At 70.3% G+C, this 13537-nt stretch carries 13 protein-coding genes, 2 tRNA genes and 1 pseudogene; 11 read left to right on the top strand and 5 right to left on the bottom strand.

The window, feature by feature from the left end; all coding sequences use genetic code 11:
* The 7 genes from CPZ01_RS06685 (at nucleotide 1) to CPZ01_RS06660 (ending at nucleotide 7321) form a co-directional block, all read left to right on the top strand.
* Nucleotides 1-1764, top strand: a complete 1764-nt coding sequence (locus CPZ01_RS06685) for an ATP synthase subunit A (RefSeq protein ID WP_096394012.1) — start codon at nucleotides 1-3, stop codon at nucleotides 1762-1764.
* A 2-nt stretch (nucleotides 1765-1766) separates the two neighbouring features.
* Nucleotides 1767-3191 (top strand): V-type ATP synthase subunit B, encoded by a 1425-nt coding sequence (locus CPZ01_RS06680; protein WP_096394011.1) that lies wholly within the window; start codon nucleotides 1767-1769, stop codon nucleotides 3189-3191.
* 162 nt (nucleotides 3192-3353) lie between these two features.
* Nucleotides 3354-4052, top strand: a complete 699-nt coding sequence (locus CPZ01_RS06675; RefSeq protein ID WP_096394010.1) for a V-type ATP synthase subunit D — start codon at nucleotides 3354-3356, stop codon at nucleotides 4050-4052.
* Nucleotides 4053-4175: 123 nt separating this feature from the next.
* Nucleotides 4176-4592, top strand: a complete 417-nt coding sequence (locus CPZ01_RS06670) for a DUF6276 family protein (RefSeq protein ID WP_096394009.1) — start codon at nucleotides 4176-4178, stop codon at nucleotides 4590-4592.
* Between the two features lie 511 nt (nucleotides 4593-5103).
* Nucleotides 5104-5631, top strand: a complete 528-nt coding sequence (locus CPZ01_RS06665; RefSeq protein ID WP_096394008.1) for a metallophosphoesterase — start codon at nucleotides 5104-5106, stop codon at nucleotides 5629-5631.
* Nucleotides 5632-6017: 386 nt separating this feature from the next.
* A complete protein-coding gene (locus CPZ01_RS15670) occupies nucleotides 6018-6146 on the top strand; it encodes a DUF7859 family protein (RefSeq protein ID WP_255331289.1) in 129 nt (42 codons plus the stop codon).
* Complete coding sequence (locus tag CPZ01_RS06660) at nucleotides 6146-7321, top strand: inorganic phosphate transporter (protein WP_096394007.1); 1176 nt, start codon at nucleotides 6146-6148, stop codon at nucleotides 7319-7321. The genes CPZ01_RS15670 and CPZ01_RS06660 overlap by 1 nt, the downstream gene beginning before the upstream one ends.
* A 36-nt stretch (nucleotides 7322-7357) precedes the next feature.
* Here CPZ01_RS06660 and ygfZ read toward each other — a convergent pair.
* The 3 genes and pseudogenes from ygfZ to CPZ01_RS06645 all read right to left on the bottom strand — a co-directional run bounded on the left by ygfZ (nucleotide 7358) and on the right by CPZ01_RS06645 (nucleotide 9457).
* Nucleotides 7358-8514 (bottom strand): annotated as a pseudogene (ygfZ, locus tag CPZ01_RS06655) (CAF17-like 4Fe-4S cluster assembly/insertion protein YgfZ).
* 47 nt (nucleotides 8515-8561) lie between these two features.
* Nucleotides 8562-8861: a DUF6432 family protein gene (locus tag CPZ01_RS06650; RefSeq protein WP_096394006.1), complete on the bottom strand. Its 300-nt coding sequence runs from the start codon at nucleotides 8859-8861 to the stop codon at nucleotides 8562-8564.
* Between the two features lie 74 nt (nucleotides 8862-8935).
* Nucleotides 8936-9457 (bottom strand): archaemetzincin family Zn-dependent metalloprotease, encoded by a 522-nt coding sequence (locus CPZ01_RS06645; RefSeq protein WP_096394005.1) that lies wholly within the window; start codon nucleotides 9455-9457, stop codon nucleotides 8936-8938.
* A 39-nt stretch (nucleotides 9458-9496) separates the two neighbouring features.
* On the opposite strand from CPZ01_RS06645, the gene CPZ01_RS06640 reads away from it, so the two are divergent.
* The 3 genes from CPZ01_RS06640 to CPZ01_RS06630 all read left to right on the top strand — a co-directional run bounded on the left by CPZ01_RS06640 (nucleotide 9497) and on the right by CPZ01_RS06630 (nucleotide 11632).
* On the top strand, nucleotides 9497-10000 hold the full coding sequence (locus tag CPZ01_RS06640) for a UPF0146 family protein (protein WP_096394004.1): 504 nt from the start codon (nucleotides 9497-9499) through the stop codon (nucleotides 9998-10000).
* Between the two features lie 66 nt (nucleotides 10001-10066).
* The gene (locus CPZ01_RS06635) at nucleotides 10067-10930 is read left to right on the top strand and encodes a TIGR01548 family HAD-type hydrolase (RefSeq protein WP_096394003.1); all 864 of its coding nucleotides are present in this window, start codon (nucleotides 10067-10069) and stop codon (nucleotides 10928-10930) included.
* 243 nt (nucleotides 10931-11173) lie between these two features.
* On the top strand, nucleotides 11174-11632 hold the full coding sequence (locus tag CPZ01_RS06630; protein ID WP_092920890.1) for an OsmC family protein: 459 nt from the start codon (nucleotides 11174-11176) through the stop codon (nucleotides 11630-11632).
* Between the two features lie 79 nt (nucleotides 11633-11711).
* Here the strand turns inward: CPZ01_RS06630 and CPZ01_RS06625 are convergent.
* Nucleotides 11712-11786 (bottom strand) — tRNA-Ile (locus tag CPZ01_RS06625).
* Nucleotides 11787-11854: 68 nt separating this feature from the next.
* Nucleotides 11855-11927 (bottom strand) — tRNA-Asn (locus CPZ01_RS06620).
* A gap of 159 nt (nucleotides 11928-12086) precedes the next feature.
* Between CPZ01_RS06620 and cca the strand changes: the two genes are divergently transcribed.
* Nucleotides 12087-13517: a CCA tRNA nucleotidyltransferase gene (gene cca / locus CPZ01_RS06615; protein WP_096394002.1), complete on the top strand. Its 1431-nt coding sequence runs from the start codon at nucleotides 12087-12089 to the stop codon at nucleotides 13515-13517.
* Nucleotides 13518-13537: the final 20 nt, after the last annotated feature.

Below are 13537 nucleotides of genomic sequence, written 5' to 3'. Positions count from 1 at the left end.
ATGAGCAAAGCAGACACAACCGACGCCGAGACGGACAACGGCGTCATTCAGAGCGTGAGCGGTCCGGTCGTGACCGCCCGCGATCTCAACGCCCGCATGAACGACGTCGTCTACGTCGGCGACGAAGGGCTCATGGGGGAAGTGATCGAGATCGAGGGCGACCTCACGACCGTTCAGGTGTACGAGGAGACCTCCGGCGTCGGCCCCGGCGAACCCGTCGAGAACACGGGCGAGCCGCTGTCGGTCGACCTCGGCCCGGGGATGCTGGACGCCATCTACGACGGCGTTCAGCGCCCCCTGGACGTGCTGGAGGGCAAGATGGGGAGCCCCTACCTCGACCGCGGGGTCGACGCGCCCGGCATCGACCTCGAGGAGGAGTGGGAGTTCGAGCCCGAGGTCGAGGAAGGCGACGTCGTCGAGCCCGGCGACATCGTCGGGGTCGTCGAGGAGACGGTCACCATCGACCACAAGGTCATGGTGCCGCCGGACTACGAGGGCGGCGAGGTCGTCGCCGCCGAGGCCGGCAGCTTCGACGTGACCGAGACGGTCGTCGAGCTCGACAACGGCGAGGAGGTCTCGATGCACCAAGAGTGGCCGGTGCGCGAGGCCCGCCCCGCGGAGGACAAGAAGACGCCCCGGACGCCGCTGGTGTCCGGGCAGCGCATCCTCGACGGGCTGTTCCCCATCGCGAAGGGCGGGACGGCCGCGATTCCCGGCCCGTTCGGCTCCGGGAAGACGGTCACTCAGCACCAGCTCGCGAAGTACGCCGACGCGGACATCATCGTCTACGTCGGCTGCGGCGAGCGCGGCAACGAGATGACCGAGGTCATCGAGGACTTCCCGGAGCTCGAGGACCCGGCCAACGGCAACCCGCTGATGGCCCGCACCTCGCTCATCGCGAACACCTCGAACATGCCCGTCGCGGCGCGTGAATCCTGTATCTACACGGGGATCACGATCGCCGAGTACTACCGCGACATGGGGTACGACGTGGCGCTGATGGCCGACTCCACCTCGCGGTGGGCGGAGGCGATGCGCGAGATCTCCTCCCGGCTGGAGGAGATGCCCGGCGAGGAGGGGTACCCCGCGTACCTCGCCGCCCGGCTCGCGCAGTTCTACGAGCGCGCCGGCTACTTCGAGAACATCAACGGGACGGAGGGCTCCGTCTCGGCGATCGGCGCGGTGTCGCCGCCCGGCGGCGACTTCTCCGAGCCGGTCACCCAGAACACGCTGCGGATCGTGAAGACGTTCTGGGCGCTCGACGCGGACCTGGCGGAGCGCCGCCACTTCCCGTCGATCAACTGGAACGAGTCCTACTCGCTGTACAAGGACCAGCTGGACCCCTGGTTCGAAGAGGAGGTCGCCGACGACTGGGCCGAGCGGCGCCAGTGGGCGGTCGACGTGCTCGACGAGGAGACGGAGCTGCAGGAGATCGTCCAGCTCGTCGGGAAGGACGCCCTGCCCGACGACCAGCAGCTCACCCTGGAGGTCGCGCGCTACCTGCGCGAGGCGTACCTCCAGCAGAACGCGTTCCACCCGGTCGACACGTACTGTCCCCCGGAGAAGACGTACCTCATGCTGACGACGATCCAGACGTTCAACGACGAGGCGTTCGACGCGCTCGACGCCGGCGTCCCGGTCGAGGAGATCATCGACATCGAGTCGGCCCCGCGGATTAACCGCATCGGCGTGCAAGAGGACTACGAGGAGTACGTCGAGGATCTCAAAGCCGAGATCACCGAGGAGCTCCGGAGCCTCTACTGACCATGAAAGAGTATCAAACCATCACCGAGATCAGCGGTCCCCTCGTGTACGCCGAGGTCGACGAGGCGATCGGCTACGACGAGATCGTCGAGATCGAGACGGCACAGGGGGAGACGCTGCGCGGGCAGGTGCTCGAATCCTCGGAGGACGTGGTCGCGATCCAGGTCTTCGAGGGCACCTCAGGCATCGACAGAGACGCGTCCGTCCGCTTCCTGGGCGAGACGATGAAGATGCCCGTCACCGAGGACCTCCTCGGGCGGGTGCTGGACGGCTCGGGCCGCCCCATCGACGACGGCCCGGAGATCGTCCCCGAGGAGCGACAGGACATCGTCGGCGCGGCGATCAACCCCTACTCCCGGGAGTACCCCGAGGAGTTCATCGAGACGGGCGTCTCCGCGATCGACGGGATGAACACGCTCGTCCGGGGGCAGAAGCTCCCGATCTTCTCCAGCTCCGGCCAGCCGCACAGCGAGCTGGCGATGCAGATCGCGCGACAGGCCAGCGTGCCCGAAGAGGAGGAGGGCGGTGACGACGAGGAGGGCTCCGAGTTCGCCGTCATCTTCGGCGCGATGGGGATCACCCAGGAGGAGGCCAACGAGTTCATGGAGGACTTCGAGCGCACCGGCGCCCTGGAGCGCTCGGTGGTCTTCATGAACCTCGCGGACGACCCCGCCGTCGAGCGGACGGTCACGCCGCGGATGGTCCTGACGACGGCCGAGTACCTCGCCTTCGAGAAGGACTACCACGTCCTCGTCATCCTGACGGACATGACCAACTACTGCGAGGCGCTCCGCGAGATCGGGGCGGCCCGCGAGGAGGTGCCCGGCCGCCGCGGGTACCCCGGGTACATGTACACTGACCTGGCGCAGCTGTACGAGCGCGCCGGCCGGATCAAGGGCCGCGACGGCTCGGTCACGCAGATCCCGATCCTCACGATGCCGGGCGACGACGACACCCACCCGATCCCGGACCTGACCGGGTACATCACGGAAGGGCAGATCTACGTCGACCCCGACCTGAACAGCCAGGGCCTCCAGCCGCCGATCAACGTCCTCCCCAGCCTGTCGCGGCTGATGGACGACGGGATCGGCGAGGGGCTCACCCGCGCCGACCACGCCGACGTGAAAGACCAGATGTTCGCGGCGTACGCGGAGGGCGAGGACCTCCGCGACCTCGTGAACATCGTCGGTCGCGAGGCGCTGTCGGAGCTGGACAACCAGTACCTCGACTTCGCGGACGCGTTCGAGTCGGAGTTCATCGACCAGGGCTTCGAGACGAACCGCGACATCGAGGAGACGCTGGAGATCGGCTGGGACCTCCTCTCGATGCTGCCGAAGGACGCCCTCAACCGGATCGACGAGGAGTTCATCGAGGAGCACTACCGCGAGGACGACGCCGAGCGCGAAGTCGTCGAAGCGGCCGACTAACGTCTCGGCTCACTTTTTGACGCCCGTCGCACGCTCGCTCGGTAGCGACGGCGTCGCCGGAAATCGCCCGTCGACGAGGCCGGATCGATCCCCCCTCGCCGGCCCGCCGAACCGACGCGTCTGAAAAGAATTATCCGCCTCGGAGCGGAACCTTCCCCCAAGATGGCCAAGGACGTCAAACCGACGCGGAAGAACCTGATGGCGATCGAGGACCGCATCGAGCTCTCCGAGCGCGGCCACGACACGCTCGAACAGAAGCGCGACGGGCTCATCATGGAGTTCATGGACATCCTCGACCAGGCGCAGGACGTCCGGTCCGAGGTCTCCGAGAACTACGAGACGGCCCAGCGCAAGATCGACATGGCCCGCGCGATGGAGGGCGACGTGGCCGTCCGCGGCGCGGCCGCGGCGCTGAAAGAGCACCCCGAGATCACGACCCAGTCGAAGAACATCATGGGCGTCGTGGTCCCGCAGATCGAGTCCTCGAAGGTGAAAAAGAGCCTCGACGAGCGCGGCTACGGCCTGCTCGGCTCCTCGGCGCGCATCGACGAGGCGGCCGATGCCTACGAGGAGCTGTTAGAGAAGATCATCCTCGCGGCCGAGGTCGAAACGGCGATGAAGAAAATGCTCACGGAGATCGAGACCACGAAGCGCCGCGTGAACGCCCTGGAGTTCACCCTGCTCCCGACCCTCTACGAGAACCAGGAGTACATCGAGCAGAAGCTCGAAGAGCAGGAGCGCGAGGAGATCTTCCGCATGAAGAAGATCAAGGCGAAAAAGGAGGAAGAGGAGAAGGAAGAGGCCGAAGAGGACGCCGCGGTCGCGGCCGCGGAGACCGAAGAGCCCGAGCCCGCCGACTGACGGCTCCCCGACCGATAGCCCGTCGCGCGTCGGCTCCCGAACCGCCATCACCGCTCCCGCGTCGGTCGCCGCTTCTCTCTCTCTGCCGTCGACTTTTACTCGGACCCGCTCGTAGCGACGAGCGTGTCCTGTCCACACTGCGACGCCGACGTCGTCGCGTTCGCCGTGCCGTCCGCGCTCCGCGAGTACGCCCCGGCCGACGCGGCCGCGATCTGTACGCGCTGTCTGCGAGTCGTCGCCGCGGACGAGGCGGGCTTCGAGGGCGCGGCCGACGAGGCGGGGGTCGCGGACGGAGTGCCCGACGATCCCGACCTGTCGGCGGTCGACCCCGCGTTCCCGTCCGGCGAGGCGGGCGTCGCGCTGGCGCTCTGCTGCGGGAAGCTGGAGTCGTTCGCGCTGAATCGGGCGTCGATCGAGGCGCTGATCGGCCACGCCGAGGGAGCGGGCGCCGACGCGTTCGCCTTCTTCGACCGGCTCGACGCGCCCGAGGCCGCGTTCGACTTAGACAGGCGGCGGGCGGCGCTTTACGATGCGATTTAGGACTGATCGGGTTTCAATAAAGGCGATGTTGCCAGTTGTCATTTATAAATAGCTGATTGCGGACCGACGGACGATACCGCCAAAGCCCCAGCCGCTCGCTTATAAATGGCTGCTGATGAATCGATTATGAACAGCTCCAAAGCCCCAGCCGCGAGGACGGCGCACACTCGTTGCGCTCCTCGCTCGTTCGCTCCGCTCACTCGCTGCGGTGCTCACGTCGTCTGCGCCGTCCTCGCGGCAGCGTGGCGCTACGCGCCACGGGCAGCCGGCGGCGAAGCCGCCGGCGACTGCCCCTTTGAGTCCCGCCCCGCACGGCACCGCACCTCACCCTCCCCAGCCTCGTCGGCCTCCCTACGGTCGGCCGACTCCCTCGCGCGTGCGATTCGCGCCCTTCGGGCGCTCATCGGCACGCAGGGAGGCGCGTAGCGCCTCTAGCAGCCGGCGGCAGAGCCGCCGGCGACGCCATCCCGGCAGGCGCGCTTTTTAAACCACGGCGGCGCCGACGGTCGGTATGCTCGTCGTCGTCTCCGACACGCACGCACGCGAGGAGTCGAAGCTCCAGGGACGGACCGCGGAGGCGGTCCGCGAGGCGGAGCTGGTGATCCACGCCGGCGACTTCTACCGCGAGCCGGTCCTGGACGCGTTTGGGTCGGCCGCCGCGAGCCTCCGGGCCGTCTACGGCAACAACGACGACGCGGCGATCCGCGACCGGGTCCCCGAGGTGCGGACCGTCGAGTACGCGGGCGTCCGGTTCGCGGTCACGCACCGCCACCGCAGCGGCGACACCGGGCTCGTCATGCTCGGTCGCGGCCGCGACGCGGACGCCGTGATCTGCGGCCACAGCCACCGCCCGCGGTTCGACGACTCGGGCGGGCTTCCGATACTGAACCCGGGCAGCCACGCGCAGCCGCGCGGCAACCGGCCGGCGCACGCGGAGCTGATCGCGTCGGAAGACGGGAGCGGACTTGACGGGAGGCTGGTGACGCCGGACGGCGAGGTCTTCGAGACGTTCCGGATCGCGGGAGGGGGCGAGGAGTAGCGGGAGGGTCGAACGCGGCGGGGACCGATCGCGACGCCCCGCGTGCGGCCGGACCGGTCGACGATCGTGTGCACGGTGGCGGACCCGAATCGACGCGGGTGTGGGCGCGGACGCCGGCGGTCGGGCGGAGCGGCCGGGGAGGGGTTCCGGGCAGGGGAGGGAGCGGCCGCGAGTCCGACCGGCCGGCGGGTCGACCGGGGTGTTCGAGCGTGTGAGGGCCGAAGCGGGGGTCGCGACTACACGTAGTGCGGGTACCGACATATACGTGGCCGAGGGACAAAGACGCGTTTTAGTCATCGCTCCGAGCGCCCGCGGGCGGCCGCGGCTCGGAGGGGCGCGACCGGCTAGCTCGAAAGTTATAACCGCGTGCCGACGGATTCGAGCGTATGCTCCCGGTCCAACCGCTGTTCGTGCTCTTATTGGTGGGTCTTCTCGGGCTGTTCTTCTTCGGGTTCCTCCTCGTCCGGCGCACGGTGACCGGGCTGAACGAGGGGTACAACGACGGGCGGAACTGATGGTCGTCGTCACCGTTGCGACCCTGTTCGTCGCCGCCGCGGCCAGCCTCTTCATGGCGTGGTCGATCGGCGCCGGCTCCTCCGGCTCGACCCCGTTCGCCCCCGCGGTCGGCGCGAACGCCATCTCCGTGATGCGCGCCGGCCTGATCGTCGGCGTCCTCGGGCTGCTCGGCGCGATACTCCAGGGCGCGAACGTGACGGAGGCGGTCGGCACCGAACTGATCGGCGGCGTGACGCTCACGGCGGCGGCGGCCATCGTCGCGCTCGTCACGGCCGCCGCGCTAGTCGCGATCGGCGTGTTCGCGGGGTACCCGATCGCGACGGCGTTCACCGTGACCGGGGCGGTCGTCGGCGTCGGCCTCGCGCTGGGCGGCGACCCGGCGTGGCCGAAGTACGCCGAGATCGCGACGCTGTGGGTGCTCACCCCGTTCGTCGGCGGCGGCGTCGCCTACGGCGTCGCCCGGATGCTCACCGGCGAGTCGCTGCCCGAACGGCCGCTCACGGCCGTCCTCGCCGGACTCGTCGGCGCGATCCTCGCGAACGTCGGGTTCGCGCTGCTCGGTCCCGCCGGCGAGCAGGCCTCGGTCGCGAGCGTCCTCGGGTCGGGGCTCGGGATCGGCGGCGCGGGGGCGCCCGCGGTGAGCCTCGCGATCGCCGCCTTGGTCGCGGTCGCCGTGTACGCCGACCTCGGCCGCGACCGCGAGGGCGCCCAGCGGCGGTTCCTGCTCGCGATGGGGGGCCTCGTCGCGTTCTCGGCGGGGGGCTCGCAGGTCGGCCTCGCGATCGGCCCGCTCGTCCCGATCTTCAGCGAGGTCGGGGTCCCGCTGTGGGCGCTGCTCGTCGGCGGGGGCGCTGGGCTGCTGGCCGGGTCGTGGACGGGCGCGCCACGGATGATCAAGGCGCTCGCGCAGGACTACGCCTCGATGGGGCCGCGGCGGTCGATCTCGGCGCTCATCCCCTCGTTCGCGATCGCGCAGACCGCCGTCGCCTTCGGGATCCCCGTGTCGTTCAACGAGATCATCGTCTCCGCGATCGTCGGCGCGGGCTACGCCGCCGGCGACGCGGGCGTGAGCCGGAGGAAGATGGGGTACACGGTGCTCGCGTGGGTCGGCTCGCTCGCCGGCGCGTTCTCGCTCGGGTTCGTCCTCTACTCGGCGGTCGACTTCGTCGTGTGAGTGGATTCGACGGCCTCGCGGCCGCTCTCGTCCGTCTCAGGCGCGCAGCTCAGGGTACGTCGGCAGTCGGGCGGACCCCGCGCTCCCGTCGACGAACGGGAGGTCGACGGCGGTCACCGGGACCTCGTCGCCGTCGACGCGGACGGTGACCCCGTCGCGGTCGGCGTCGAACCCGACGAGCGCGAGGGCAATCGGGACGTCGGTCGCGGGGCCGACCGCGGCCCGGGTGACCTCGCCGATCGCCTCGTCGCCGTCGAAGACGGCTGCGCCGGGCGCGGGGAGCGCGTCGTCGATCCCCCGCGGGTCCGCGTTCGCGTCGAGGTCGGCGACCGCCTCGGCGACGCCGTCGAGTTCGAGGCCGACGAGCCGGCGGCTCGGTCGCCCCTGGTTCTCCACGCGCGAGACGACCTCCTGCCCGACGTAACACCCCTTCTCGAAGTCGAGCGCGTTCCGGAGGCCGAGGACGTTGGGGACAGTCCCCGCCAGCTCGTGCTCGAAGAGGGGCGTCCCGGCCTCGGTCGCGAGAGCGTCCCACGTGCGGTAGCCGAACGGGGCGGCGTTGAGTCCGCGGTTGATCAGGGTGTCGAACACGTCTCCCGCGTCGGCGGCGGCGCAGACGATTTCGTACCCCTCCTCGCCGAGCGGCGCGTCCGTCGCGATCACGGTGACACCGGCGTCGACCATCGACCCGCGGACGAACGAGAGCGGCTCCTCGGGGGCGCCCGGCCCGCCGAGGACGGAGGCGACCTTCTCGGTCGACTTGGGGCCGTGGACGCCGAACACGCCGAACTCGTCGGAGACGTCGTCGATCTCGACGTCTTGAATGAACACGTTCTCCGCCCAGTCGGCGGCGACCGACTCGGCGCGCTCCGGGGGAGGAAGACGAGCAGTCGCTCGTCGGCGTTGTACACGTACATGTCCGCCTCGATCCCGCCCTGCGGGTCGAGCAGGAGGGCGTACGTCCCCTCCCCGTCCTCGGTCGGGACGCGGTTGGAGACGGCGTTGTCGACGAACTCGACGCGGTCGGCGCCCCTGACGGCGAGGACGCCGTACCCCATCTCGATCACGCCGGCGATGTTGCGGATCGCCTTGCCGACGCGGACGGGCTTCCCGTAGTGGTCGACGACCTCGCGGCCGCCGCGGTCGCGGTACGCGGCGCCGTGCGCGTCGTGGGTGCCGGAGACGAGCGTCATGGTCGGAGAGACGCGATCGAGGGCCAAAAGGCCGCCGTCTCCGGCGGCTACAGTCCGAGGCGGTCGCGGATCGCGTCAACGAGGCTCTCCGAGGGGTCGTCGTCCGGGGCGTCCGGGTCCGGGACGACCCGCTCGTGGGCGTACACCCGGACGCGTTCCTCGGACTCCACGGTGATGAGCGAGTCGTCCTTCAGCGCCGAGAGGGCCTCCTCGACGGCGTCGATGTCGGCGTCGACGGCCGCGCGAAGCTCGAGGACGGTCATCCCCTCGTCGCCGCGGTCGACGAGCGCGTCGAGCAGCGCGACCTCGACGTCCGGCCGGTCGCGGTATTCCGGCTTTGCGGCCATACGTGTCCCTTACGCGGGGCGGACTTTACGTCTACCGGCGAGGAGGAGCGAACGCGACCCGAGCGAGCGGCGCGTCAGCGAACGATCCGAGAACAGGTGCCACAGAGGTTCTCCTCTTTCACGTCGACCTCGCGGACGGTGGGGGAAAACGACATCACGCACTTGCTGTTGTCGCAGTGTTCCAAGCCGAGCGTGTGGCCGATCTCGTGAACGACCTCCTTGCGGACGCGGTCGCCGAAGACGTCGACCGCGGGCTTCGTGGAGACGCCGCCGTCCGAGGAGGTGCGGAGTCGGTGAGTCGAGATGACGGAGCCGCTGCCGTTGAGGTACGCGAGGCCGAACACGTAGTTCCGGCGGCGGTAGTAGAGGTCCTCGGACGTAATTCCGATGTTCTTCTCGCCGCCGCCGACCCGCGTGACCGTCTCGATGAGGTCCTCGGCGCGGTACTGGTCGCGGTCGGCGTCGAACGCGGAGTCGGGGATCGCCTGATCGTCGTGGACCGTCACGTCGCAGTCGTACACGGAACGCAGCGCACCGGAGGCCTCCCGCTTCACTCGGGGGGTGACCTCTCCGACCGGGACGATGTCCACGAGCATGGAACCGCTTTTGACCGCCGCGGCCATAAAGGCCGCGCCGTGGGCCAACCACCGCCGTCGGAACGGGCGCTGGTCGCCGCGCTCGACCGATACGAGCGACTGATCGAGGTCGGCGTCGGGCGGCGCCCGGACGTCGCTCGCGCGCTCGCCGACCGCGGTCGCGAGGTCGTCGCGATCGACGTCGAGGTGAGCGAGGCGGCGCGAGACGCGTCGACGGAGCCCCGGCCGTCGAGCGCGGGGTCGCTCCGCGTCGTCGCCGCGGACGTGACGGCGCTGGCGACGGCTGACGACGACCGATCGACACGGGACGCGCTCGGTCCCGACGCGAACGCCGAGGGCGGCGCGGACGCCTCGAAGGCGGCCGCCGGCGTCGACGCCGTGTACGCGCGGAACCTCCCCGCCGAGCTCCAGCGCCCGACCGTGGCGCTGGCGGAGCGGCTCGACGCCGCCTGTCTGTTCACCACGCTCGGCTTCGAGGAGCCGGTCGTCGACGTCCGCCGGCGGTCGGGGGAGTCGGGGACCGTCGTGTACGTGGCGCGATGACGGAACGAACCGGCGACGTCGGCCGCGAACCCGAACGTTCATTCCGCCGCCAGCCGGGGTAGCGGTATGCAGGTCGACGCAGTCGTCCTCGACATCGACGGGGTGTTGGTCGACGTGGCGGACTCCTACCGGCGGGCGATCCTCGAGTCGGTCGACCGCGTCTGCGGCAAGCCGATCGACCGGGACGCGGTCCAGGCGTTCAAGGACGCCGGCGGGTTCAACAACGACTGGGAACTGACGGACGCGGCCGCGCTGTTCGTGTTGGCCCGCCGCGAGGGGCTCCGGATGGACGTCGACGAGTTCACCGACCGCGTCCGCGAGCTCGGCGGCGGCCTCGACGCCGCCAAGGAGGTCGTCGGCGACCTCCCGCGGGTCGCGCAGGCTCGCGTCCGCGACCAGTGGGACCGGGACGCGCTCCGCGAGACGTTCCAGGCGCTGTACCTCGGCGCGGAGCTGTACCGCGAGCTGGAGGGCGGCGAGCCGCCGATCGAGGCGGAGGGGTACATCCACGACGAGCCGACGCTCGTCGACCCCGAGACGATCGCCGACCTCACCGAGCGGTTCGACGTCGGCGTCCTCACCGGGCGCCCGGCCGCGGAGGCCGACATCGCCTTGGAGCGCGTCGGCCTCGACGTGCCCGACGACCGCCGGTTCACGATGGACGACTGGGAGGAGGGAAAGCCCCACCCGCGGGCGCTCGTCGAACTCGCCGAGCGGTTCGACGCCGAGCGCGTCGCGTTCGCGGGCGACACCCTCGACGACGTGCGGACCGCGCGTAACGCCGACGAGACAGACGAGACGCGCGTCTACTACGGTATCGGCGTGCTCACCGGCGGACTGACGGGCGAGGCGGGCCGCGAGAAGTTCGCCGAGAACGGCGCCGACGCGGTGGTCGAGGACGTGAACGAACTGGTGGAGTTGTTGGAGTAGTCGGCCGCGCGCTCGCGGCCGCGGCTCCCTGACGGTCGAGCGGTCCGAGATCGTTCCGGGGGCGCGCTCGCAAAAATCTCCGGTGTCCGTGACGCGTCGTGGTGGCGTCAGACGACGAGCGAAGCGGAATCAACGTTCTCAGCGCTTCGAGGCTGCTTCTGCGCGAGGCGGCGGCGTCACGGTCACCGGCACGAACCGGACCGGCTTCGACGGTTTATGCGCCCTCGTCCGCTAACGCAGTCGATGAGTGACGCCAACGCGACGCAGCGGATGGAGGTCAGCGGCGAGAGCGACGGCGAGTCGAAGTTCGTCGCCCGGGCCCGCGACCACGAACTGGTGATGGACGACCCGGAGGCGATGGGCGGCGACGACGAGGGCGCGATGCCCGTCGAGTACCTGCTCGCCGCCTGGACCGGCTGCCTCAACGCGACCGTCCGCGCGGTGGCGCCGGACTTCGACCTCGACGTCGAGGGCGTCGCGGTCGAGGTCGCCGGCGGGTTCGACCCCCGCAAGCACCTCGGCCGCGCCGAGGAGCCCCGGGCGGGCTACCAGGGCGTGGAGGCGTCCGTCGACGTGGACTTCGCCGGCGACGTGGACGACGAGACGTTAGCCGAGTTCACCGCCGCCGTCGAGGCGCGCTGTCCGGTGAGCGACAACCTGGCGAACGAGACCGCGACCGACGTGACGCTTCGACGGGAGTAAACGGCGTCGTGCGCCGCGTTTTCGGCGACCGGACGATCTGATCCGCGGAGGGACCGTCCGGTAACGGGTATACCGTGGATGGGCCCTGCCGGATTCGAACCGGCGATCAACTCGTTATGAGCGAGTCGCTTTAACCGGACTAAGCTAAGGGCCCGTACTCGTCGGTACGTCCGAGACGTTTTTGAGCGTACCGACTCGCGGCGAAGCGGGTGAAACAGAAGGCGCCGAAGCCAGGACTCGAACCTGGGACCGCCTCGTTAACAGCGAGGCGCTCTACCAACTGAGCTACTTCGGCTCACTTCCGGGTACTCGCGTCGTTTTGATAGGGCTTTCGTTTCCGCCCGACGGAGCGGGATCCGCCCGACGAGAGCGGAGAGAAACGCTACCGCGAGCGCGCTCAGCGCGGCCCCGATCCGACCGACACGTTTTCGGCCGGACCGCGAGACCGTTCGGTATGGACGAGTTGGAGGCGGTGCTGTCGCGGGTGCGCGAGCGCGTCCTCCCGGAACCCGAGGAGCGCGAGCGGCTGCGCGCGACGGCCGCGGAGCTGACCGAGCGGACCCGCGAGGCGATCGCCGACCTCCCGGTCGAGGCCGACGTGGTTCAGGTCGGGTCGACCGCGCGCGGCACGTGGGTCGCGGGCGACCGCGACATCGACCTCTTCGTCCGGTTCGACGCGGACCTCGACCGCGCCGAGCTGGAGGAGTACGGGCTCGAAATCGGCCACGCGGTCCTCCCCGACGGCCACGAGGAGTTCGCCGAACACCCGTACGTGAAGGGGAGCTACGAGGGGTTCGACGTCGACCTGGTTCCCTGTCACGACGTGGAGCGGGCGGCCGAGCTGGTCTCCGCGGTCGACCGCACGCCGTTCCACGACGCGTACCTCTCCGCGCGGCTCGACGACGACCTCGCGGCGGACGTTGTGCTGGCGAAGGCGTTCCTGAAGGGGATCGGCGCGTACGGGAGCGACCTCCGCACCGAGGGCTTCTCGGGGTATCTGACGGAGCTGCTCGTGTTGGAGCTCGGCGGGTTCGTCCCGCTGGTCGAGTCGGCCCGGAGCTGGCACCCGCCGGTGGAGTTCGACCCGGAGGGACACGCCGAGCGGACGTTCGAGGATCCCCTCGTCGTCGTCGACCCCACGGACCCGACGCGGAACGTCGCGGCAGTCCTGTCGGCGGCGAACCTCGCGCGGTTCCAGCACTACGCGCGGGAGCTGCTCGCGGCCCCGAGCGAGGCGCTCTTCGAGCCCGACGACCCCGAGCCGCTCGACTCCGAGGAGGTTCGCGCCCACCTCGACCGGCGGGGGACGACGCCGGTCGCGGTCGTCTTCGACGCCCCCGACGTGGTCGACGACCAGCTGTGGCCGCAGCTTCGGCGCTCGCTGGACGGGGTCGTCGGCGGCCTCAACGAGCGCGGCTTCGACGTCCTCCGGGCGCGGGCGATGACGGACGCCGCGGGAGCGGCGGGCATCCCTGGGACGAGCGACGCCGCGGAGACGGCCGATCGCGACGGATCCGACGAGGCGACGCGGGCCGCGCTGTACGCCGAGCTGGAGGTGACCGAGCGGCCGACCGTCGAGCGCCACGAGGGGCCGCCGGTCGCGGTCCGGAAGCACGCCGCGAGCTTCTACGAGTCGTACGTCGACGACGTCGACCCGGACACGTACGGGCCCTTCATCGACGGCGATCGGTACGTCGTCGAGCGGGAGCGAGAGTTCGCCACCGTCCGGGAGTACCTGGAGAGCGAGGCCGCGAGCGACGTGGCGCTCGGCGCGCGGGTGGAGCCGGCGTTCGCCGACCGCGACGTGCTGGTCGGCGAGGCGGTCGCGACGCTCGCGCCCGCGTTCGGCCGGCCGCTCAGGGAGTTCTACGAGCCGCGGCCGTGAGCGCCGTCGGCGGGAACGTC

The sequence above is a fragment of the Halorubrum trapanicum genome (assembly GCF_002355655.1).
GTDB lineage: Archaea > Halobacteriota > Halobacteria > Halobacteriales > Haloferacaceae > Halorubrum > Halorubrum trapanicum_A.
The sequence above is the reverse complement of the archived record's forward strand: the minus strand, read 5'-3'. Positions and strand labels throughout refer to the sequence as shown.

Bases quoted from the DNA above. Each gene is read 5' to 3' on its own strand.
- CPZ01_RS06685 (WP_096394012.1), top strand. From the start codon at position 1: ATGAGCAAAGCAGACACAACCGACGCCGAGACGGACAACGGCGTCATT.
- CPZ01_RS06680 (WP_096394011.1), top strand. From the start codon at position 1,767: ATGAAAGAGTATCAAACCATCACCGAGATCAGCGGTCCCCTCGTGTAC.
- CPZ01_RS06675 (WP_096394010.1), top strand. From the start codon at position 3,354: ATGGCCAAGGACGTCAAACCGACGCGGAAGAACCTGATGGCGATCGAG.
- CPZ01_RS06665 (WP_096394008.1), top strand. From the start codon at position 5,104: ATGCTCGTCGTCGTCTCCGACACGCACGCACGCGAGGAGTCGAAGCTC.
- CPZ01_RS15670 (WP_255331289.1), top strand. From the start codon at position 6,018: ATGCTCCCGGTCCAACCGCTGTTCGTGCTCTTATTGGTGGGTCTTCTC.
- CPZ01_RS06660 (WP_096394007.1), top strand. From the start codon at position 6,146: ATGGTCGTCGTCACCGTTGCGACCCTGTTCGTCGCCGCCGCGGCCAGC.
- CPZ01_RS06650 (WP_096394006.1), bottom strand. From the start codon at position 8,861: ATGGCCGCAAAGCCGGAATACCGCGACCGGCCGGACGTCGAGGTCGCG.
- CPZ01_RS06645 (WP_096394005.1), bottom strand. From the start codon at position 9,457: ATGCTCGTGGACATCGTCCCGGTCGGAGAGGTCACCCCCCGAGTGAAG.
- CPZ01_RS06635 (WP_096394003.1), top strand. From the start codon at position 10,067: ATGCAGGTCGACGCAGTCGTCCTCGACATCGACGGGGTGTTGGTCGAC.
- CPZ01_RS06630 (WP_092920890.1), top strand. From the start codon at position 11,174: ATGAGTGACGCCAACGCGACGCAGCGGATGGAGGTCAGCGGCGAGAGC.
- cca (WP_096394002.1), top strand. From the start codon at position 12,087: ATGGACGAGTTGGAGGCGGTGCTGTCGCGGGTGCGCGAGCGCGTCCTC.